Below are 22,700 nucleotides of genomic sequence, written 5' to 3'. Positions count from 1 at the left end.
AAACATCAGGACGGTTTTAGCATATTTGGACTGAAATTTATTTCAATAATTTCAAAGATTCAGTAGCATAGTTATTCGCCGGATCAAGGGCTAAAGTTTTATTAAAAAACTCTATGGCCTTGGCTTTATCGGTGTTGGCAAAATGAGCAGCCATACTATTGTAAGCTTCAATAAATTTAGATTTATTTTTAGTTACCTCAGCTTCTCCTTTGGCAGTAACCACGTCGATGTATTGTTGGTAGTAAGTGGCCATCATTTCATCATTATCTAACAAATTATTGGTTCTAGCTCTGAACAAATAAGCATCGGCTGTAGTTGGCGAAGCTGTAATTACATTTCCGAAAGCCACGTCTGCTTTTTGCAAAGCAATTGGGTCTGCTTTAACTACATCTTTTCGAGTGTTGTCATAGTATAATGAATTCCCCAAGTAAAAGTTATCTAACAAATAGTTTTTAGAAGTTGGATTGGTAACCGCTACTTCAAAAACTGCTGCGGCTGCTGAAAATGCTTTTAAGTCGTATAATTTTTTTCCTAATTCGTTTAATTCATTAGCCGCTAAAGGCTCCATTTCAACTGCCTTTTTGATATCTGCAATGGCTGAAGCTAATAAAGTAGGATCAATAGTTTTACCATCGGCACTGCTACCTTTTTTAATTTTGGCTTGACCTAAATACAAATAATCACGAGGAATAATCTTGTTCGCCGGATTAGAAGTATATTTTTGTAAAGCATCTAAAGCAGCATCAGGGTTACCGTTTTCGTAAGCTGAATATCCTAAATAACGAAGGATTCTTGGATTTACTCCATCTAATTCTTTCATTTTGTTAGCCTCTACTTCCAAAGCTTTATAATCTTTTGCCAAGATCAAAAAGTCGGCGTGACGCATACGTGAAGTAACAGAATAATCGGTTAGACTCATGTATTTTTCATAAAACCCTAATGCTTTTTGAATGTTTTCAGTGTAAGTAGATGGCACATTGTTTCCCCATAAATAGTGGGTTTCTGCTAACTCTCTGTAAACCGGACCATAATTTGGATTGATGGCAATCACTTCGTTGTAAGCTTTAACAGCTTCAGTGTAAGCTTTGGCTCCTTTTAACAAAACACCCAATTGCATTTTAGCTCTGATTAAAGAACTGTCTGTTTGGTAGGCATTTCTGTAAGCAACGTAAGCTTCGTTTTGTTTTCTTTCTCCATAATACGCATCACCCAAAGCCAATTGAACTTGAGCATCTGTAGGGTTAGCCGTAGCTGCTTTGGTCAAAACTGTGATAGCACTGGCATAATCAGGTTTGTCAGCATTCATAAAAGCACGAGCAATGTAAACATACTCCTCTGTATCTTTCTTCTTCAAATCTTTGGTAACCATGTCAAACTTAGCTTGTGCTGCCGCTCTATTGTTGGCATCTAAATCCATTTGAGCTAAACCAATGTTATTTAACCTTGCTCCTTCACTGGCGGTTAATCCTTTTTGAAAATAGATGGTTGCCGAGTCAGCAATATTTTGTTTTAAGTAAATGTTACCCAAAAGAAAAGCAGCTTTCCCGTTTGACGGTTTGGCTTGTATAATTGATTTTAATAACGATTTAGCCTTTTCAAATTGTTCAGCATCAATAGCTTTCTTCGCCGTTTCCAAATCCTGTGCTTTCGCAACGGTTGTTGCTACTAACGCTAAGCTGAATATTTTAAACTTGTTCATCTTGCAATTTTTAATTTTTATCTTTAGTAATATTGTTTCTAATCATGACTTTTCTGGAGGGAACTCGCTTAGGTACTAAACCTGATTTTAAAATAATTCGCTGTCCTCTTTCTCCTCCGAGGAAGGAAGCAAATCCCATTCCCAATCCTGAATATCCTTGACAATTGACGATATACAAATCACGTGCCAAAGGATATATTCCTTGTGCCAGGTTGTCTTGTGTTGGAAATACAAACTCGCTTGAACCAACCTCTTTCACCCCTAAAACGGTAATTTTATCAACCGTTTCTTGTAATTCTAATGGCGGTTGGAAAACCCAATTTATGCCAATCACCCCAATCATTCCGTCATTTTGGGCTACATATTTCATTACTTCCTCATTGGTCTTGAAGGAATAAACATTTTTTTGCCCTACTGCTGAAACGCCCGCCTTTTTAGAAATATAGCGAACGGTACTTGAGTTGGCATTGTCAAAAACTAAACCTTTAATAGTTGACCCGGCTTTTCCGTTCAAAAAATCATACACCTCTTGCAAAGCAATTAAAGAATCGTTGACTGATTTGCTTCTGATAAAAGCAACGGCATCAGTAGCAAAAGGAGTAATTTTGGGATTAATCTTTTTGGCTTGAAAAGCTTTTAACTCTTCCGGCAGCAGTGTTCTTGTGAGCACTGCGATAGTGGCCGTATCATTCAATAAAGCATTCAAGACTTCATTTTCAGACTGCGAAACCAATTTCAACTGGGCTTTGTATTGCGTTTCAAAAACAGCTTCTTCGTCTTCAATGATCGGTAAGATAGACTCATCAACATAAATGGTAGCTTTTCCCTCAATGATACTGTCTAATTTATCCTCTTTATTCTTTTGACAAGAAAAGACGAATAGTAAGGTCAGCAATAGAAAACCTGTAATAGTCTTAGTTATTTTATTCATCATCTAAATTATTCAAACGCTTTATTTGAGTAATAAAACGCAAAAAACCAAATAATAGTATTAGGCAACCTACAATTATTTGAAGATTATTGGAGAGATTCAGTTTTAGTTTGTCCCAAAACAACAAAAGTAATCCCAAGACACTGAAAGCAATAAAATTCAATAAGCTAATAACGAGAAGAAATCGCTCTTTAAGCGATTTCTTCTGAAAATTTTCTATGATTTTTGAAACCATTTATTCTGCTGATTGGATAGAAATCGGTAATGAGTACAATACCCTAACCTTTTTTCCATTCTGCTCACCCGGATTCCATTTCGGACAAGATTTTAAAACTCTGATCGCTTCTTTTCCTGTTCCGTATCCAATATCTCTGATTACTTTGATATCCGTTAATGAACCGTCTTTCTCTACCACGAAAGTTACAAATATCTTACCTTTCAAACCTTCTTCTTCCGGTACTTGGAAATTCTTACCAACGAATTTGTAGAATTTCTCTAAACCTCCCGGAAAATCAGGTTTTACCTCGATACCAGCGGTGTTATAGATTTGATTATCCTCTTCTACTACACTTGGTCCGTTTCCTACCGGCTCAACCGTTAATGGTGCATCCGGATCTCCTTTGATAGTTTCATCACCTAATTTTTTGTCCTTGATTTCCTCAATCTTAGGCGGTTCTTCAACGATTTCCTCTGTTTTAGCCACAACCGGTTTCACAAACTTTACCTGATCCACTTTTGGTGGAGGCGGTGGCGGTGGTGGAAGATTCTTAGGTTGCTCTTCTTTTGGCGGCAACTTAATCGTTACAATTTTTTTATCCAAATTAGCATCTTCATCAGCGCTGTCCGGAATTAAGCTTATGATAAGTGGTGCGCTTACCGCTAAACCAAATATAAATGCTCCTATGACCAATGAACGCAAAGTAGTTTTCGGATTCTCTTTACGCAACTCATAAGCACCATAGGCTTTATTACGTCCCTCAAAAACGATGTCTATCCACTGTCTTTTTAATAAGTCTAATTTCATTTTTTTACTTTTTAAAGATTAGTACAAGACACTACTTGTTCATTTCGTCTACTAGTTTTTGTTCTTCAGGTGTGATATCATTTACAATGGCGTAAGTAGGCACATCGCAAATAGCCATTTCATCCAAAATATCAACTAAGTTTCTGTATGTAGCTTTTTTGGTAGGCTTGATAATAACAATCATTCCTTTCTTTTTATCACCTGTTATCTGTGGAATAGAAACTACTCTTTCAAGTATTTCTTTTCTGATTCCGTTTTTACCATAAACTGCATCGGTTGGCGCTCCTCCCGGTTCTGGAGAATCCAATAAACCATGATACCATTTGATCTTATTGTCTTTTCCCATGAGAATCGTAACAGTTCTTCTTTGATCAACCTTCATTGGCTTGTCAGTTGGTTTATCTTCTTTATCAGGCAACCCCAAATCCATAGATTGTGGTTTAGATAAAGATGTGGTCAACATGAAGAACGTAATCAACAAGAATGCCAAATCCACCATGGCTGTAAGATCCACTTTTGCGTTGGATTTTTTACTTCTTACCTTTTTACTGCCTTTTTTGCCACCGCCGCTGTCGCCGGTATTTAATTCAGCCATTTTATATTATTATTAATATTAATAGTCTCTTCCTCTTAAACCAGTAACTAAGTTAAAGCTATTGATTTTTTGGTCCTGTAAAATATCCATCACTCTTTTGATTTGAGGATATAATTCTTTAGCATCGCCTTTGATAGCAAACTGAAGTTCTTTTGTAGCACCTTCATTGATGTTTGCTTGTCTTGCGCCTTGTATCCAATCTTGCAATTGGTTGTTGATAGAATCACAAGGAATACCTGATTGTACTCCTTTTTTAACTCTATCTGCTCCTTTCATGGCCAGTAATTGTTTCAACCCTTCTATCGGAACTCCAAACTCATCCACTAAAGCGAACTGAGCTTTTTCTTCCTCTGTGAAAGTCAATTGATATTTCTGAGCCATATAATCCAAAGCTCCCGAACGGATTGCTCTGTCTTTCATTCCAAAGAATACTTGTTCTTTACCATCACTTTTCCCTACAGTCAACATCACCAATCCCGTTTCCGGCAATTTGGTTTGTACTGTTGATGAAGGCGTGTCTACCGGTAACGGCTCCGGCATTTTGGCCGTTGCTGTTAAGATAAAGAAGGTAAGTAAAAGGAAAGCCACGTCACACATCGCCGTCATGTCGATGGCACCTGCTGCCTTATGCGATTTTACTTTAGCCATTATTTACTTGTTTTTAAATTACAATAATTAGATTGTCTAATTACTGCTTTATGATTTTAAACTTCCTCTGAATTTTCTGTAAGTGTTCACGATAGTTGAACCAGCCTCATCAATAGAGTAAGTCAAAGTATCGATTTTAGAAGTAAAGAAGTTGTAAGTTACAATTGCTAAAGCAGAAGTAGAAATTCCCGTAGCTGTATTAATCAAAGCTTCAGAGATACCATTTGCTAACGCTGCTTGGTCAGGTGTACCTGCTGTAGCTAACGCACCAAACGCTTTGATCATCCCTGTTACTGTTCCTAATAATCCGGCTAATGTTCCTAAAGCTACTAATGTTGACAAAATGGTCATGTTTTTCTCTAACATCGGCATCTCTAATGAAGTAGCTTCTTCGATTTCTTTGTGGATAGTCTCAGCTGCTTCTTCGCTGGTAAACCCTTCTTTTTTAACTTCTTGGTATTTAACTAAAGCCGCTTTGATTGCATTCGCTACAGAACCTTGTTGTTTGTCACAAGCTGAGATAGCATCATCAATATTTCCTGCTTTTACACTTCCTTGAACATTTCTCATGAAAGTATCTAAGTTCCCTTTTCCTCCTGCTTTAGAGATTACAAAGAAACGCTCAAATGAGAACACGATTACCATCAAAAACAATCCCATCAAAACCGGTACAATTGGTCCTCCTTTGTAAACCATTGCTAAATAATTCCCCGGAAGTGGATGACCTGTATTTACACCACCTTCAAAGTTTGAACCTGCACCCATGATGAAGTTCCAAATAATCCAACCAACAAAAATACATGCTACAATGATGATTCCTGACATCATACCTAAACCGTTTGACCCAGATTCTTTTTTAACGTTTGCCATTTTTTTAAATTTTAAAAGTTTTAATAAATTATAAGTTTTAGTTGTTAATAAACTTGATTAGGGGCAAATTTAATTTTTTACTCGAAATAAAAAAACTTTTTTTAACTTTAATAACATATCCGTAACATATCGTTTTTGAATGCTTTTTTGAGGTACTTTAGGTCATTTAAAACAATCATTAAATAATCAATAAAATTAAGTCTAATTTTCAAGGTTTTAATCAAGTATCTATAGGTATAACGAAAAAAGTCTTGAAAACGTATATTTAACGAAAACAATTTCGGTATTTTAAAATTACTCCTTTTTTTCTAGCAAAAGAAAGTAATTAACATTTCATAAATTTTAGAAATTGTATTATTTTGCCCTACCTTTATATTTGCATTAAAAACTTAGAAAATAAATGGCAACAGCATCCGATTTTTCAAAATACATTAACGACGGTTATAATTTTAAAGGCGAAAGCATCACTCTGGGCGGCGCTATCTTAAATGGCGAAGCTTTATCAGACACCTTTGTTAAAGTACCATTAAAAACCCTAAACCGTCACGGCCTTATTGCAGGAGCTACCGGAACCGGCAAAACCAAAACCATACAAGTACTTTCCGAACAATTATCATCCTTCGGAATTCCGGTTTTGATGATGGATATCAAAGGTGATTTTTCAGGTATTGCCAAAGAAGGCGAAGAAAAACCATTCATCACCGAACGCCATGCCAAAATCAACATTCCCTATAAAACCGAAAGCTTTCCGGTTGAATTAATGTCGTTGTCCCAACAAAACGGTGTGCGATTGCGCGCGACGGTTTCCGAATTCGGACCGGTACTTTTCTCCAGAATTCTCGACTTAAATGACACGCAAGCCGGAGTGGTAGCCGTAATTTTCAAATATTGCGACGATAAACAAATGCCGCTCTTGGATTTAAAAGACATTAAAAAAGTCATCAACTACATCACCGAAGAAGGCAAAGAAGAAATTGAAGAACACTACGGCAAAATATCAACTTCGACCACCGGAATCATACTGCGTAAAATTATTGAATTAGAACAACAAGGTGGCGATATTTTCTTTGGCGAAAAGTCATTTGAGATTGACGATTTAATGCGAATCGATGAAAACGGTAAAGGCTATGTCAACATTCTTCGATTGACCGATATACAAGATAAACCCAAATTATTTTCGACCTTCATGCTGAGTTTATTGGCAGAAATATACCAACAAATGCCCGAAAAAGGTGATGCCGATCAGCCTGAATTAGTCATTTTTATAGACGAAGCCCATTTGATTTTCAGTGAAGCCAGCGACGCTTTACTCAACCAAATTGAAACCATCATCAAACTCATTCGTTCCAAAGGCATAGGCGTTTATTTTATTACCCAAAATCCTATGGACGTCCCGGCAAGTGTATTAGCGCAATTGGGTTTGAAAATCCAACACGCTTTGAGGGCTTTTACCGCCAAAGACCGTCAAGCCATCAAACAAACGGCCGAAAACTATCCGGTTTCCGAGTATTATAAAACTGATGAAGTGCTGACCTCACTGGGAATTGGAGAAGCTTTTGTTACGGCTTTAAACGAAAAGGGAATTCCTACGCCGCTAGCAGCTACCATGATGCGCGCACCTATGAGCAGAATGGATGTTTTAACCGAAAGCGAAATTGCTGAAATCAACGCCAAATCGAAATTGGTTAGAAAATACAACGAAGAAATCGACCGCGAAAGCGCTTACGAAATGCTGACCAAAAAAATCGAAGAAGCCAACCAACAAGCCGAAGCCGAAGCAGCCACCGAAGCCCAACAAGAAGAAAGAAAAAGCAACGAACCAAGTACAGCTGAAGTAATTGGGAAATCGGTTACTAAAGTGGTTACCAGCGCTACCTTTATCCGTGGTGTATTCGGGATTTTAACCAAGCTTTTCAAAAAATAATGAAATCATTTCTGACCATTGGTCTATTAATTTTGTCCAATGTTTTTATGACTTTGGCTTGGTATGGTCATCTGAAATTTAAAGAACTCAAATGGTTTGAAAACGCCGGATTAATTACCATCGTTTTAATCAGTTGGGGATTGGCTTTATTCGAATATTGTTTCCAAGTACCGGCCAATAAAATTGGTTTTCAGGGCAATGGCGGACCTTTTTCACTAATGCAGTTAAAAGTCATTCAAGAAGTCATTACCTTGGTTATTTTTGTGATTTTTTCGATGTTGTTTTTCAAAAATGAAACCTTCCGTTGGAATCATGCTGTGGGCTTTGTATTCCTGATATTGGCCGTATATTTTATCTTTAAAAAGTAGTTCTCATGAAAAAAATAGTCTTAGCACTCATTACTGTTGCCTTTTTAGGTTGTAATAAAAAAGAAGCGGTCACCAAACTCGATTTGGAACCCATCAAAAAAGAAGTCTTGAAAGCCGAAGAAGACTTTAAAAACATGGCGCAAACCAAAGGCATACCCGAAGCCTTTTACACTTTCGCCGACAGCAATGCGGTCATCAAACGCGAAAACGATACATTGATTATCGGCAAAGAAAACATCAAGTTGTACTACAGCGACCAAAAATACCAATCGGCTAAAGTGACTTGGACACCCAGCCATGTTGATGTATCCAATGATGGAACCATGGGTTATACTTATGGCGATTACGTATGGTCGATCAAAGATTTTCAGGGAAAAGAACGAGAATTCAAAGGCGTTTTTCACACCGTTTGGAAAAAGCAAAGTGACGGCAGTTGGAAATACACTTGGGATTAATACTTATTACAAATAAAAAAACCAAAGGTTCACGAACACCAAAAAAAATATAAGACAGTGAGTAAATATTTTATTCAAAAAGCGCCTTTTGTAGTGCCAACCAACGACGGCAAACTCATAGAAGAACACCACGGGAATGCCACGACCAACAATCCGGATATTTCAATCGCACACATGATTGCACCGCCTAAATGGAGCGAACCGTTTCAAACCCCTGAGTTTGACGAATACACTTATATCATTTCGGGGAAAAAGCAGTTTATCATTGATGGAGAAACCGTAATACTTGAAGCCGGACAATCCATTAAAATTGAAAAGAATACGCGGGTACAATATTCCAATCCGTTTGATAAACCTTGCGAATACATCGCGATTTGCCAACCGGCTTTTGATTTTACGAAAGTACACCGGGAGGAAGAATAACCCTAGCCCGGATAGGAACAGCATCCTTTTACACCTGTCAGGTGTAAAAGATATAGTGTATAGCCGGATAAAGCTCCTAAAATCTATTGTAATAAATCAATGATTTTGTTTTCGACCGCTTCGCTATTCCAAATGGCTTCTATATTCGGCATTTGCATCACTTCTTCCATGATTTTATTTTGGAAATCGCCAATGGCCAGAGCTTCAGCATAAGGTTGTAAACTAAAAGTCACTCGACTGTACAATGGCATCCATTTATCGGGATGTTTGTCGGAGAACCATTTTTCGATTTTCTTTTGCAACAGGAACTTTTCATCGGCGGTTTTGGTACTCATTTCGATGAAGTTCCGAAGGGATAATTCGGCAATCGCATCGGCGTTAGGCTTGCGCGATTTTTGGTATTCGGAGAAAATCGTTTTCCAATCATCACCATATTTAGAAATCATTTCACTTAAAATGGTAATGTCTTCAAAACCGGCGTTCATTCCGTGACCGTAAAAAGGGACAATCGCATGTGAAGCATCACCAATCAAGGCTACTTTGTCCTCAAACGTCCAAGGATAACACTTCATAATCGCCAAATAACTGGTTGGATTTTTAAAGAAATCGCGAACCAAATCCGGAATTACTTCTTTGGTATCAGGGAAATAATTGGCAAAGAAATCAACTAACGAAGCTTCGTCTTTTAATTGCTCAAAAGAATTTTCGCCCTCAAACGGCATAAACAACGTACAGGTAAAACTGCCGTCTAAATTAGCTAAAGCCATCAGCATAAAATTGCCGCGTGGCCAAATATGCAATGAATTTTTATCAATCTTATGCGTTCCGTCAGCGTTGGCCGGAATATGCAATTCTTTGTAGCCTAACTTCATGAACTCTTGCGAGTAATCAAACATGCTTTGACGTTGCATTCTGTGGCGAATTCTCGAAAAAGCACCATCGGCACCAAAGACTTTGTCGTATTTTAATTCAGTCCACTCACCTCTTTCGGTTTCCCCAATGTGAAGTGTAGCGGTTGCTAAAGTCACATCCCAAATTTTGTGTTCGAAGAAAAACTCAACGCCTTCCGCTTCTGCTAAATCAATCATTCTTCGATTCAGAATTCCACGGGAAAGTGAAAAAATAGCTTCTCCATCTTTGCCGTAATATTGGTAATTGAGTTTGCCGTCTTTTAAATGAATAGCTCGTTTATCGACCGGAATTCCAATCTTTCTGATTTCATCATCCAAACCAACATCTTCCATGGCTTTCCAACCGCGATTAGACATCACCAAATTAATGGAACGTCCGGAAAATTCAACCGTTCTGATATCAGGGCTTCTGTCGTAAACGTGGATTGTATGTCCTTGTCTTTTGAGATAAATTGCCAATAAAGTTCCGACCAAGCCTGAACCAACGATAGCAATTTTTTGAGGATTTTGCATTGAAATCTGGAAAAAAAGTTAGGCAAAATTACTGAAATATTACAGAAGTTGACCCAACAAAGCACAAATATTTAGGCCGATAAAATATATTTGTTTAATAAAATTGTAGTTTTGTTAAACAAAATGTATCTTTGAAATAAAATACGGCATGAAAAAAATAACCCAAAAAGAACTAGCCCATTTATCCAAAATCCAACGACTAAACCTCATTAACAGTTGCACGGGTTACAAGTCGGCGAATTTAATTGGCACCAAATCAATAAAGGGAAACAGTAATGTTGCCGTGTTTTCTAGCGTCACTCATTTGGGGAGCAATCCCGCTATGTTGGGTTTTATCCTTCGACCGAATGTAGTAGCGAGAAATACTTATGACAACCTAAAATCGAATGGCTATTTCACCGTGAATCATATCGCTCAAAATATCATTGCCCAAGCGCATCAAACCTCAGCCAGTTACAATGCGGAGGAATCCGAATTTGAAATAGTGAATTTAACCGAAGAATATCTTTCTGAAATCGACGTGCCGTTTGTTGAGGAAAGTCCGGTAAAATTGCTTTGCAAATACCTCAACGAATACGAAATCAAAGAAAACAACACTATTCATATCATAGCTTCTATTGAAGAAATTTATTTCAAAGAAGCAATCTTGCACGAGGATTATTGGTTGCAATTGGACAAAGCTGATGTGGTCACTGTAAATGGTTTAGACGGCTATTGTTTGCCTAAAGTTTTAGACCGATTTGATTATGCTCGTCCGCATTTAAAAACCAAATCTATCCTCAAAAATGGCGCATAAAAAAGTAAACCTACCCGAGAAAATCTGTAAAACCTGTGGCCTGCCCTTTGCTTGGCGCAAAAAATGGGAAAAGAACTGGAACGAAGTAATCTATTGTAGCGAAAAATGCAGAAGAAACAAAAAACAGGATTAGTTTGGTTTAGAAATGACTTGCGCGTGAATGACAATCACTCCTTGTCTCAAGCCATTCAGAAGAACAATCAAGTCATTGCCGTGTACTGTTTTGATCCAAGACAGTTTGCCGAGACCACTTATGGATTTAAAAAAACAGCGCAATTCAGGGCTAAGTTTTTGATAGAGACCATTGAGGAACTCAGTACTAATTTGGCAAAAAAGAACATTAGCCTTTTGGTCATTCACAACACGCCCGAAGAAGTGATTCCCGAGTTGGTGAACCAATACAAAATCGACACTATTTACCTTCAAAAAGAATGGACAGCAGAAGAAACAGCTGTTACTGAAACCTTGAAGAACGAGTTGGAAAATATCGCTTGGCAAGAAAGCTACGACCAATTTTTATTCCATCCGGAAGACATTCCGTATGCTGAGTTCAAAAAAATTCCCGAAGTGTTTACGGAATTCCGAAAGCAATGTGAGAAAACCGTTTCGGTCAGAAGTTGTGTAACAATCAAAGCAATGCCGGAAAGTAATAGAATAGCGAATGATACTGCTATTCCAACCTTAAAAGATTTAGGTTTTGAAGATTTTAAAATGTCTTCTAAAACTGCTTTCCCGTTTCACGGCGGAGAAAACCAAGCTTTGTTGCGCATAGCAGAATACTTTTGGGACACCAAAAAATTATCCGTTTACAAAAAAACGCGCAATGGCTTAATTGGGAAAGACTACAGCTCGAAACTCTCGGCTTGGTTGGCCAACGGAAGCATTTCGGCACGAACGATTTATTGGGAAGTAAAAAGTTATGAAAAAGAAAACGGTGCCAATGAAGATACCTATTGGCTGATTTTTGAATTGATTTGGCGTGATTATTTCAAATACATTTCTCTCAAACACGGCAATAAAATTTTCCAACTCAAAGGCATTTTGAACAAAACCTACGAATGGAAATTCAATAACAAAGCTTTTCAGCAATGGACTAACGGAACCACCAAAGAACCATTTGTAAACGCCAATATGATTGAACTCCAACAAACCGGTTGGATGAGTAATCGCGGAAGGCAAAACGTGGCGAGTTATTGGGCGAAAGAATGGGAACAGGATTGGCGTATTGCAGCTGCTTATTTTGAAAGCATGCTAATCGATTACGACGTGCATTCTAATTATGGGAACTGGATTTACAATTCGGGCGTAGGCAATGATCCGCGGGATCGAAAATTTAACATCAAACGCCAAGCTGAAATGTATGATGCCAATGGTGCTTTTCAAAAACTTTGGCTCCAAACAACCTTATTCTAAATGAAAACACTTCGGCTAATTCTCGGTGACCAATTAAACAGCCATCATTCTTGGTTTCAAACCAAAGACGATTCCGTAATCTATTTGATGGCGGAAGTGCGTCAGGAAACCGATTATATGAAACATCACATTCAAAAAGTTACGGCCTTCTTTTTGGCGATGCGACATTTTGCCGACACACTGCAAGCGCAAGGGCATCAAATTCGGTATTACAAAATTGCAGCCGAAGACAATTTGCAGGACTTTGAAAAGTTAATTCAAAAAGAAATCGCATTACATTCCATTACTCATTTCGAATACCAATTACCTGATGAATATCGCCTTGACGAACAACTGAAGGCCATTTGTGGTAAATTAAGTATTCCAAGTCGAGTCTTTGACACCGAACATTTTTACACCAAAAGAGAAGAACTATCCCAATTTTTCCAAGGCAAAAAACAATTGTTGATGGAAAGTTTCTACCGCATGATGCGCAAAAAACACCAAGTGATGATGGTAGGCGAACAACCTTTGGGCAATCAGTGGAATTTTGACCATGACAATCGCAAAAAATACAAAGGCGAAGTTCCGGTACCCAAAGCCAAGCAGTTTCCGAAAAAGGTTTCAACGGTAGTTGACGAAATCCAACAAGCCGTTATTAGTACTTTTGGCAATATTGACCCTGATAATTTTGGTTGGCCTGTTTCCCGCAAAGAATGTTTGGAATTACTCGATTATTTCTGTCACAACTTACTGCCGTATTTCGGGACTTATGAAGATGCGATGCACACCCAAGAAAAGCAATTGTTTCATTCGCGTTTGTCCTTTGCCATGAACAGTAAAATGCTTTCTCCAAAAGAAGTGATTGATACCGTTGTGATGCATTATCATCAAAATCAAGCAACGATAACTTTGGCACAAGTCGAAGGTTTTGTGCGGCAAATTATTGGTTGGCGCGAATATGTAAGAGGGATTTATTGGAAGGAAATGCCCAATTATGCCCAAATGAATGTATTGGAAAACCACGAACCCTTACCCGATTTCTATTGGACCGGTCAAACCAAAATGCATTGCATGAGTCAGGCGATAAATCAAAGTTTGGACGATGCTTACGCCCATCACATTCAACGACTAATGGTCATCGGAAATTTTTCTTTGCTCACCCAACGCCATCCCGACGCCGTTGACGCTTGGTATCTTGGTGTTTATATCGACGCGATTGAATGGGTAGAATTGCCCAACACACGTGGCATGAGTCAGTATGCCGATGGCGGTATTTTGGCGACCAAACCTTATGTTTCTTCGGGTAGTTATATCAACAAAATGAGCAACTACTGTGAGTCGTGCCCCTACAGCGTCAAAGACAAACTGGGCGACAACGCCTGTCCGTTCAACAGTTTGTATTGGAATTTTTTAGACGATAAAAAGCAATACTTCAAGAACAACCAGCGCATGGCGATGATGCTGAACTTATTGAACAAAATACCAGCCGACGAACTTTATCGAATCAAAGAAAAAGCCGCTCACATCATTCAAAACCCAGATTTGTATTAGGATTTTGGTTTGAAAATTAGTTTGGTCGAGGTAGCTTCGATTTCTTTTTTATTCAACTTCATTTTTCTGAATTTTCCGTTGACAAACATCTCTGATTGGTCGCTGTAATGCTTACTCATAGGATTTCCTGATTGTCCGGTTGGCAATACGCTTAAGCTGTTTTCAATATCCGAAAAGTCTATGATACGTCGCGTTGATGGTCCGCCTTTAACCGGAATTACAGCTTCATCGGTGTAAATAAAGAGTTGGTTATTGATGACTTCATTGGTGCCCGAAATTGGAAATGGTCCAACATTAAAAAACTGGCTAAACAGTTTCACTTTGCCGATTGGATGCTGGAAAGTTACTTGATGCACTTTGCTCCATTGCCATTGTGAGACATCGCTGCCCAATTGATTTTCTAAAGACTTGATAGCTTCTTTATATGACTTCGTAAGAATCTCGGATTGGGTTTCCTTTTGGTCTTTGGTGTTGACATTGTCCCACCAAGGCGAAGCGGCATTGGCGGTTTGGTTTTCAATCATTTGCTTAACGATGTGTGTGTTCAATAACAGTTTGAAATTCTCTTCCCCGAATTCATCTTCTAATGTCGCTTTCAGGTAAAAATAAAACCATTTGTTGCAAAGCGTTGGCGCAATGTCATTCAACTCATGCGTCGCTTTCCAATCTTTTAAAATGGTCAAAGCCTGATTTTCATTGGCACTGAAATTAGCAATATTTAAAGCCTTAGTCATATTGCCAACGATAGTTTGTGCCGTTGCCGAAGTGTTATCGACTATCATTTTAGAAACAGTTTCTTTATCCCATTTATTTTTTTGCTCTAATAAACCATTGATTCGCATGGCTCTGTCTTTGGGCAAATAATAGCCGGGATACAAATAGCCATCGATAGGTGTCGGTTGGTTATTGGAACTGTACACATAATGCCACGGTGGATTAATCGCTTGCGGATTTTGGTCAAAAGACAGCCATTCTTTCTTATCATCGATACCATTGGCACCGTTGAGGATAAAATTAGCATTGACACTCTTAGGCAATTTGTATAATTTACCTGAAGTAATCCACGCGATATTGCCTTTGGCATCGCCATACATAATGTTTAAGCCCGGCGCGTGAATCAACTCAATACTTTTGTGGAAACTTTCTAAATTTTTAGCGTGGGACAATTCATAAACAGCATCGAGAATTCGGTTTTTTTGTTGGGTATAAATCCAATGCATCGCTACAGACTTCTCGGTTTCCAAACCGTCTAATAAACCGGTGATTATTGGTCCGTGTTGGCTGGTTTTGACATTCAGCTTAACATCTGTGCTATCTTTGACCTTGATGGTTTTTTGTTGGTAAGTGTAGTTTTTAAAACCATCAGGCGTTTTGTATTGCTTAGGGTTATTTGGATTTTCTTCTTCCTGAAAGAAGTCCACATCATCGTTCTCAAACATGGTTAAACCATAAGCATACTCTCGATTGTGACCCAAAAGCGGAAATGGCGTTCCGGCAATATAATAACCGTACATTTCATAATCAGGGCAAACGATGTGCGCTTCATACCAAGTTCCGGGTTGGGAATACATGATGTGCGGATCATTGGCCAAAATGACTTTCCCTTTTTTGGTTTTCTCACCGCCAATTACCCAACTGTTACTGCCTATAAAAGCCGGAACCGGAGAAGCTTCAAGCAAACTCGTTACTGATTTTGAGATTTCGCTGTATTCCTTGTATTTCCCTTGAAACGATTGCAATTGTTGGGTTCCGAGTTCGCCGTTGATTCCGAAATCTTTTAAATAGTCTAGGCCAAAACGGTCGCGAATGTCGGTCAGTAATGGGTCAGTTTTTTGGGCCATCGCAAAGCTGAAGGACATAAATCCGAAAATATTATACACATCTTTTAAAGTGAATTTTTCTTGTTCAATTCCGAGTAATCTGATTTCAATCGGTGTTTTGCCCTCGGCGATATATTGATTAATTCCGTCCAGATAGGCTTGCGCCAAAAGGTAGGTTTGCGAGTTCTTGTCTAATTGCGCTACTGCTTTCGCCGAATTCTCATCGATGCCAATTCCGCCAAAAAATTTGTCTGTTTTTAAAGCCGCGCCACCAAAAATCTCCGAGAGTCTTCCCGGCGCGATGCGGCGCATGAGTTCCATTTGCCATAGTCGGTCTTGTGCATGAACATACCCCAAAGTGGTCATGGCATCTTTTTGGTTCTCAGCATAAATGTGCGGCACACCATAGTCGTCAAAATAAACCGTGGTTTCTTTATTGAGATTGCCTAGAGTGAATTCACCTTCATAATCAGGCTTGCTGTATTGCAAATAAGTTGCGCCAACAATAACGATTAAAACAAGGAGGAATAAAATTACCAGGAGGATTTTTTTAACGAGTTTCATGGAGAAGAGATTGAATACTCAAATATAAGGAATTGGAGAGTACGAAGTACAATGTGGGAAATACGAAGTTTATATAATCCGAATTAAAAAGAAACCCCTTCATCACTGAAAGGGTTTTTTAATACTATTTTCTTTGGAAATTAATTTTCTGTCCGACGTTTAGTCCGTTGTTTTTGGCAAAAATACCACACATGTGGAAAAGCATTCTTGCGCCAACATTGCCATCCCAATCGTCGGTTTCACCCGGTGCTACTTCTACCAAATCGAAGCCTATGATTTCTTTACCGCTTTCGGCTAATTTATTGAACAAATAAGTGGCTTGTTCAAACGAAAATCCGCCCGGAACCGGTGTTCCTGTGTTCGGACAATACCAAGGATACATCCCATCGATATCAAAACTGATACAAACCTTTTGCGGTAACGAAGCAATGATCGCTTCACATTGTTCCGCCCAAGTTTTGCCTTCAAAAGTTTCGGCTTTTAAATCGGCGTCGGTGTTAATTAAAACCCTTCCGTTTGATTTTTGCACCACTTCTACTTCTTGCTCGCAGAAATCGCGAATTCCGACTTGCACTAATTTAGAAATTTGAGGAATTTGCAAAGCATTGTACATAATTGAGGCATGAGAAAACGTAAACCCTTCGTAGGCGATTCTCAAATCCATGTGCGCATCTAAATGCAGTATTCCGAAATTGTCATGGATACTAGCCAACGCTTCATAATAACCTAATGGGGTAGAATGATCGCCACCTAAAAGGGCTACTTTTTTGCCTTGCTGCATCCAGTGTAGGACACGGTCTTTCACTTCATTGTGCAACTCACGACACACTTTGTTGATTTTATCTAAATCGGCTTGCAATGCCGGATAATTTTCTACGACTTCACCGCTTTCTAACAATTCTATAATGGGTTGTGCCAAGTCTTTATATTTCTCTGAATTTTTCTTCCAATGAGCAGGCGCTTCATCTAGATAAATCCCCAACTTCCACAATTCCGGGAAATCTTGGTGGTTTAAATCGACCTGAAAAGAAGCATCGAGTACCGCATCCGGACCTTCAGAAGCACCGGCGCCGTAACTTACGGTTACTTCCCATGGTACGGGAATGATGATAATTTCTGATTGTTCGGCTGAAAAAGGCAATCCAAAAACTGTGGCATCGGCTAAACCGGGTTGGCTTGGATCAAAATTGGCTATGATTTGTTCTTTGGTCATTTTATCTTAAGGTTCTGAGGCGCAAAGGTACTAAGGTTCTGAGGTTTTTGCAAGAGTTGTTTTTAAAGCAACTGAGTTGCTGAGTTTTTATAAATTAAAAACCACAACGATTGCTCATTGTGGTTTGTATTATTTGAATTTAAAAATTTATTCTTTGATGAACTTGCGGGATACTTTTGCCGAATTGAAAGTTACCGTATAAACACCTGATGATAAAGATGAAACATCAATATTTTCCTCATTAGAAGAAATCTTTTTACTCATTACAACTTGACCTAACACATTATAGATTGTCACACTCTCGTTAGAATCAAATGCTCCTTTTACCGTAATTTGATTTGAGGCAGGATTCGGATACATAATAAAATTGTTGCTTATGGTGTTGCTAAGTCCTAAGTTAGGCATTACGGTTAAGTTAAAAGTTCTGTTTATTGTTGAAGCACCATTGGTAGCCGTCATTGTAATCGTGTAATCGCCGGGAGTCAATACTGTTCCGGCAACCGGAGATTGGGATAAGCCGGCATTACAACCATCAATTATTGGATTGGCCAACGTTGCAAAACTTGGCAAGGCATATGTATTTGTAACTTCAGCTTGAACGGTTTGGTTTTCGATAGGATTCATTGTCAAAGCCAATGCAGGCATTGCATAACCGGCTTCAAGGAATTTTTGAGTCATCACAGCCACATCGGCACAAGGATAATTCATATTGATGGCTGCTGTTCTTACGGCTATGGCTGCGTTTTGTTGGTTGGTATTACTAGTTGTCAAATCCAAACCATTAAGAAAGGCTTTATCTGTTTTTTCTCTTCCGATACCATCCCAAATTTTCATTAATGCGGTGGCCCAAATTTGTCCGTCGGTGTGAATTTGGTTTACCAAACCGCCATTGTATGATGCTCCGTAAGCAGTAGTTCTTCCGTTCCAAAAAGGATTGTGTCCGTCCCAACTGAAAACGTAATTATACTGAGGTGTATCGGATGTCCATTGGTTGAGGCTTCTGCTGTAGGAAACGGCCCAATAATCCCCACAACCTTCACTCAAACCATTAACTTGAGATAATCCGCCACCGGTAATCCAGTCGTGTAAGCCGTGGCCTAATTCGTGTAAAACCACATCGGCATCTTCGGCATCATCAACGCCACCTTCACCAAACTGCAATTGACCGTTTCCGTAAAAAGAATTATCGGCACTGCTGGCTCCATGAGGATCAAAGAAAACTGCACCGGCATTGGCACTTTGATAAGGAACGCAATTTATTCCTAACGTTTGGTTGATGTATCTTAAACTTTTATCCAAATGATAAAAAGCTGTCACTGCTTCAAAGCCATCTTCTAATCGGGTAAAATTAAAAGCCGATGAAGATTGGGTAAAAAGCCCTTTGTTGGGCATACCCAACTCTTTGATTTCTGCATACGTACTTTTTAGTTTGTACGTTCCGGCAGTCAAATCGATTTCCGGTAAAGTTACTGATACTCTGGCGTTGTTCAATTGCGTGGTAGCGGCATCACTTCCGTCGGTATATCCCGGGTCTCCGTAATTGACTCCGGCTTGAGATAGCGGATCGGGATTAAAAACCATTCCCGTTCCCGAAACAAAGGCCAAAGGTGCCATTGAAATTGGCGCTTTGGTTTTGCTTTCATTTTTATTATGCTTGTGATTTTTATGATAACAAGCAACATCTTTGGTACTTAAAACAGCTCCGGTTTGGGCATCAACGATGGTTTCCCAACTGCCTACTTTTGAGTAAGCATTGGTCAGTACTTTGTAGACTAATTTTGTTGAACCCTGTTTGTTATAAACGCCTAATTTGCTTTCTTGAAAAGTGATGTCGCCATTAATTTGCAATGCTTCATTGGAGATAGACGCAGCATTTTCTTTGGTAATTGACGGTATTGTATTGATATCGGCAACGGCTGCATCATAACTCGAAGCCGTACATGAAATCTCACCATAGGGGGAAAAATGGACGACTATTTCCGAGTCGATTACAGGTACTCCATTTTTTTGTTGCTGAAAGCGCAAGGTTTCACCGGCTTGTGTTTTTCTGACAAAGCGCAGTGAAAAAGTCTCATTGGGATTGATTTCTAATTTTTCTGCATTGGCTTTTAACCATAATCTTGCTTCGGTTTCTTTGTCGGAAACTTGGGCAATACTGGCTGTTATAACAGTAAAAAATGCCATAACAACATGGTGTAATTTTATTTTCATTCTGATGCTTTGGTTTGTGGTATTTGGTCAATAATCGGTTGCAAATCAACGAATTGTTTTTACAAAATCCAATTTTATTTGGCTAAAATCCCTTGTTTTAAAATTTGTCCGAAATCATACATATCTTCATACGAGCAGTAGAATGGCGCAGGAGCTAATCGAATTACATTGGGTTCACGCCAATCAGTGATTACACCGTTTTTCATTAAATAATCAAACAAGCTTCTGCCCTGACCGTGAAGAAAAACAGAGAGTTGACAAGCTCGCTCTTTTTGGTTGGTTGGCGTAATAATTTCAAACTCGGCACCGTCCAATTCGGCATCGATTTCGTGAAGGATGAATTCCAAGTAAGCGGTTAATTGGTTTCTTTTTTTTATGAGTTTTTCCATGCCTACTTCGGCAAACATTTCGGCTGAAGCCAAATACGGCGCTAAAGATAAAATAGGTAAATTACTCACTTGCCAACCGTCGGCACCGTGAACCGGATCAAATTGCGGTTCCATTTTAAAACGGCGTTCTTTATTATGTCCCCACCAACCTGCGAATCGAGGCAAGTTACTGTGATGATGCTTTTCATGAACGAAACAACCTGAAGCATTTCCGGGTCCGGAGTTCATGTATTTGTAGCTGCACCAAGCGGCGAAATCTACGTTCCATTCGTGTAATTTTAATTCGATATTTCCGGCAGCGTGTGCCAAATCAAATCCTACTTTGGCTCCGACTTTATGTCCGGCTTCGGTGATGGCTTTCATATCGAAGACTTGTCCGGTGTAATAATTGACGCCACCGATTAAGACCAAAGCCAGCTCATCGCCTACTTCATTTATCTTGGCTACAATATCTTCCAAACGAATGTTGTGTTCGCCTTCTCTGCGTTTGATTTCTACTATGGCATCTTCCGTTTTATAGCCGTGAAAATCGACTTGGCTTTGGAACATGTATTGGTCGGAAGGAAAAGCTTTTTCTTCACAAATGATTTTATATCTCGTGGCGGTTGGGTTGTAAAAAGACACCATTAATAAGTGTAAATTTACCGTCAGCGTATTCATTACCGTGATTTCGGAAGGTTTGGCACCCACAATTTGGCTCAACGGGTTGGCAAATCTTTCGTGGTAATCCCACCAAGGTTTTTCGGCGTAGAAATGACCTTCTACGGCTAAATTGCCCCAATCGTTCATAACATCCTCTACATATTTTTTGGTGCGTTTGGGTTGTAACCCTAAGGAGTTTCCGGTGAAATAAACAACGTTTTTGCCGTTGTGTTGCGGGAATACAAATTCGTTGCGGTAATTTTTTAATTCGTCTTGCGAATCGAGTTGTTGGGCAAATTCGCGGGTATTTTGAAAAGTCATAGTGTTGTTTAGTTTGGCGTAAAAGTAAAAAAAAGGGGAAAGAAAAAAGGGAAAAGGGAAAAGTTTTAATGTGCAAATGACCCTAGCCCCGATTGCAGTGGAAATCCTTTTTAGATTTTCCGGAGGGAAATTTAAAAAGATTGCAACGGAAAGCGGGACACGAGCTCCTAAAGAGTGAACTGGCGAAGCAAACAGCTCCCAAAAAAAAATCCCAACATTACTGTTAGGATTATAGTTTTAGATGATTAACATCGCGTCGCCGTAAGAATAGAAACGGTATTTTTCTTTGATGGCTTCTTCGTAGGCTTTTTTCATTAAATCGTGACCACAGAATGCCGAAATCATCATTAACAACGTTGATTTAGGCGTATGGAAGTTGGTAATCATACAATCGGCTATACTAAAATCGTACGGTGGAAAAATGAATTTGTTGGTCCAGCCCGTATACGGATTCAAGGTTCTTGCTGAGGAAACTGAGCTTTCAATGGCACGCATTGAAGTAGTTCCTACGCAACAAATTCTGCGTTTTTTCTCTTTGGCTTTATTAACGATATCGCAAGCTTCTTGGGTGATGATTAGTTCTTCGGAGTCCATTTTGTGTTTGGACAAATCTTCTACTTCAACCGGATTGAAAGTACCTAAACCTACGTGTAACGTAATTTCTGCGAAGTCAACGCCTTTGATTTCCAATCTTTTCAATAAGTGTTTAGAGAAATGCAAACCGGCAGTTGGTGCGGCTACTGCGCCTTCTTCTTTGGCATAAATGGTTTGGTAACGCTCGGCATCTTCTTCGGTTACTTCGCGGTTGATGTATTTTGGAATTGGGGTTTCGCCCAGTTCGGTTAATTTTTTTCTGAATTCGGTATAAGAACCGTCGTAAAGGAAACGCAAAGTTCTTCCGCGTGAAGTAGTGTTGTCAATAACTTCTGCTACTAATGAATCATCTTCACCGAAATACAATTTGTTTCCGATTCTTATTTTACGAGCCGGATCAACCAATACATCCCAAAGGCGTTGTTCTGCATTGAGTTCTCTTAATAAGAAAACTTCTATACGTGCGCCGGTTTTTTCTTTGTTTCCGTACATACGCGCCGGAAAAACTTTGGTATTGTTTAAAATCATTACATCGCCATCATCGAAATAATCGATTACGTCTTTGAATAATTTGTGCTCAATGGTTTTGGTTTTTCTGTTAACGACCATCAATCTTGATTCGTCACGATTTTCTACAGGAAATTCAGCTAGTAATTCGGTTGGTAAATTGAATTGAAAGTGAGATAATTTCATCTAAATTGAGTTATAAGTTATAAGTTATGAGTTATGAGTTACCATAATTTTAACTGCCTGCAAATATACTATCGTGAGATAGGCGTTGTCAAGTGTTTTGGGGTTTATTTTTGTAAAAGGTTCTGAGGTACTGACTTGCTTAGGTTCTAA

The 22,700-nt window shown here is 38.9% G+C and carries 20 protein-coding genes; 8 read left to right on the top strand and 12 right to left on the bottom strand.

Annotation, left to right across the window (positions count from 1 at the left end; genetic code table 11):
• Window positions 1–37 precede the first annotated feature (37 nt).
• The 6 genes from P7V56_RS04825 to P7V56_RS04800 all read right to left on the bottom strand — a co-directional run bounded on the left by P7V56_RS04825 (window position 38) and on the right by P7V56_RS04800 (window position 5,767).
• A complete protein-coding gene (locus tag P7V56_RS04825) occupies window positions 38–1,699 on the bottom strand; it encodes a tetratricopeptide repeat protein (RefSeq protein WP_171220820.1) in 1,662 nt (553 codons plus the stop codon).
• 10 nt (window positions 1,700–1,709) lie between these two features.
• On the bottom strand, window positions 1,710–2,633 hold the full coding sequence (locus tag P7V56_RS04820; RefSeq protein WP_317174646.1) for a PstS family phosphate ABC transporter substrate-binding protein: 924 nt from the start codon (window positions 2,631–2,633) through the stop codon (window positions 1,710–1,712).
• A 232-nt stretch (window positions 2,634–2,865) separates the two neighbouring features.
• A complete protein-coding gene (locus P7V56_RS04815; RefSeq protein WP_171220821.1) occupies window positions 2,866–3,654 on the bottom strand; it encodes an energy transducer TonB in 789 nt (262 codons plus the stop codon).
• 31 nt (window positions 3,655–3,685) lie between these two features.
• A complete protein-coding gene (locus P7V56_RS04810; protein ID WP_171220822.1) occupies window positions 3,686–4,249 on the bottom strand; it encodes an ExbD/TolR family protein in 564 nt (187 codons plus the stop codon).
• An 18-nt stretch (window positions 4,250–4,267) separates the two neighbouring features.
• On the bottom strand, window positions 4,268–4,897 hold the full coding sequence (locus P7V56_RS04805) for an ExbD/TolR family protein (RefSeq protein WP_171220823.1): 630 nt from the start codon (window positions 4,895–4,897) through the stop codon (window positions 4,268–4,270).
• A gap of 48 nt (window positions 4,898–4,945) precedes the next feature.
• Window positions 4,946–5,767, bottom strand: a complete 822-nt coding sequence (locus tag P7V56_RS04800) for a MotA/TolQ/ExbB proton channel family protein (RefSeq protein WP_171220824.1) — start codon at window positions 5,765–5,767, stop codon at window positions 4,946–4,948.
• A gap of 400 nt (window positions 5,768–6,167) precedes the next feature.
• Between P7V56_RS04800 and P7V56_RS04795 the strand changes: the two genes are divergently transcribed.
• The 4 genes from P7V56_RS04795 to P7V56_RS04780 are packed head-to-tail and all read left to right on the top strand — an operon-like array spanning window position 6,168 to window position 8,937.
• Window positions 6,168–7,691, top strand: a complete 1,524-nt coding sequence (locus tag P7V56_RS04795; RefSeq protein WP_171220825.1) for a helicase HerA-like domain-containing protein — start codon at window positions 6,168–6,170, stop codon at window positions 7,689–7,691.
• Window positions 7,691–8,059, top strand: coding sequence for a DMT family protein (locus P7V56_RS04790; RefSeq protein ID WP_171220826.1), 369 nt, complete (start codon window positions 7,691–7,693; stop codon window positions 8,057–8,059). The genes P7V56_RS04795 and P7V56_RS04790 overlap by 1 nt, the downstream gene beginning before the upstream one ends.
• Window positions 8,060–8,064: 5 nt before the next feature.
• Complete coding sequence (locus P7V56_RS04785) at window positions 8,065–8,514, top strand: YybH family protein (RefSeq protein WP_171220827.1); 450 nt, start codon at window positions 8,065–8,067, stop codon at window positions 8,512–8,514.
• A 57-nt stretch (window positions 8,515–8,571) separates the two neighbouring features.
• Window positions 8,572–8,937 carry a cupin domain-containing protein gene (locus P7V56_RS04780; RefSeq protein WP_171220828.1) on the top strand — a complete coding sequence of 122 codons (366 nt, stop codon included), beginning with the start codon at window positions 8,572–8,574 and terminating at the stop codon, window positions 8,935–8,937.
• Window positions 8,938–9,020: 83 nt separating this feature from the next.
• Here P7V56_RS04780 and P7V56_RS04775 read toward each other — a convergent pair whose 3' ends face one another.
• Window positions 9,021–10,361, bottom strand: coding sequence for an FAD-dependent oxidoreductase (locus P7V56_RS04775; RefSeq protein WP_171220829.1), 1,341 nt, complete (start codon window positions 10,359–10,361; stop codon window positions 9,021–9,023).
• Between the two features lie 148 nt (window positions 10,362–10,509).
• Here P7V56_RS04775 and P7V56_RS04770 point away from each other — a divergent pair, with 148 nt between their 5' ends.
• The 4 genes from P7V56_RS04770 to P7V56_RS04755 are packed head-to-tail and all read left to right on the top strand — an operon-like array spanning window position 10,510 to window position 14,103.
• Complete coding sequence (locus P7V56_RS04770) at window positions 10,510–11,157, top strand: flavin reductase family protein (RefSeq protein WP_171220830.1); 648 nt, start codon at window positions 10,510–10,512, stop codon at window positions 11,155–11,157.
• Window positions 11,147–11,290: a DUF2256 domain-containing protein gene (locus tag P7V56_RS04765; RefSeq protein WP_171220831.1), complete on the top strand. Its 144-nt coding sequence runs from the start codon at window positions 11,147–11,149 to the stop codon at window positions 11,288–11,290. The genes P7V56_RS04770 and P7V56_RS04765 overlap by 11 nt, the downstream gene beginning before the upstream one ends.
• Window positions 11,263–12,570 carry a DASH family cryptochrome gene (locus P7V56_RS04760; protein WP_171220832.1) on the top strand — a complete coding sequence of 436 codons (1,308 nt, stop codon included), beginning with the start codon at window positions 11,263–11,265 and terminating at the stop codon, window positions 12,568–12,570. Before P7V56_RS04765 ends, P7V56_RS04760 begins: the two co-directional genes overlap by 28 nt.
• Complete coding sequence (locus tag P7V56_RS04755; protein WP_171220833.1) at window positions 12,571–14,103, top strand: cryptochrome/photolyase family protein; 1,533 nt, start codon at window positions 12,571–12,573, stop codon at window positions 14,101–14,103.
• On the opposite strand, the gene P7V56_RS04750 is transcribed toward P7V56_RS04755, so the two are convergent.
• The 5 genes from P7V56_RS04750 to queA form a co-directional block, all read right to left on the bottom strand.
• Window positions 14,100–16,487, bottom strand: a complete 2,388-nt coding sequence (locus tag P7V56_RS04750; protein ID WP_171220834.1) for a penicillin acylase family protein — start codon at window positions 16,485–16,487, stop codon at window positions 14,100–14,102. The two genes, P7V56_RS04755 and P7V56_RS04750, sit on opposite strands and share 4 nt — an antisense overlap.
• Window positions 16,488–16,611: 124 nt before the next feature.
• Complete coding sequence (locus P7V56_RS04745) at window positions 16,612–17,700, bottom strand: agmatinase family protein (RefSeq protein WP_171220835.1); 1,089 nt, start codon at window positions 17,698–17,700, stop codon at window positions 16,612–16,614.
• A gap of 147 nt (window positions 17,701–17,847) precedes the next feature.
• The gene (locus P7V56_RS04740; RefSeq protein WP_171220836.1) at window positions 17,848–19,911 is read right to left on the bottom strand and encodes a T9SS type A sorting domain-containing protein; all 2,064 of its coding nucleotides are present in this window, start codon (window positions 19,909–19,911) and stop codon (window positions 17,848–17,850) included.
• 74 nt (window positions 19,912–19,985) lie between these two features.
• Window positions 19,986–21,263 carry a kynureninase gene (kynU, locus tag P7V56_RS04735; RefSeq protein ID WP_171220837.1) on the bottom strand — a complete coding sequence of 426 codons (1,278 nt, stop codon included), beginning with the start codon at window positions 21,261–21,263 and terminating at the stop codon, window positions 19,986–19,988.
• 237 nt (window positions 21,264–21,500) lie between these two features.
• Window positions 21,501–22,550, bottom strand: a complete 1,050-nt coding sequence (gene queA, locus P7V56_RS04730) for a tRNA preQ1(34) S-adenosylmethionine ribosyltransferase-isomerase QueA (protein WP_171220838.1) — start codon at window positions 22,548–22,550, stop codon at window positions 21,501–21,503.
• Window positions 22,551–22,700 lie beyond the last annotated feature (150 nt).

It is taken from the genome of Flavobacterium sp. IMCC34852 (assembly GCF_030643905.1).
GTDB classification, from domain to species: domain Bacteria; phylum Bacteroidota; class Bacteroidia; order Flavobacteriales; family Flavobacteriaceae; genus Flavobacterium; species Flavobacterium rivulicola.
The sequence above is the reverse complement of the archived record's forward strand: the minus strand, read 5'-3'. Positions and strand labels throughout refer to the sequence as shown.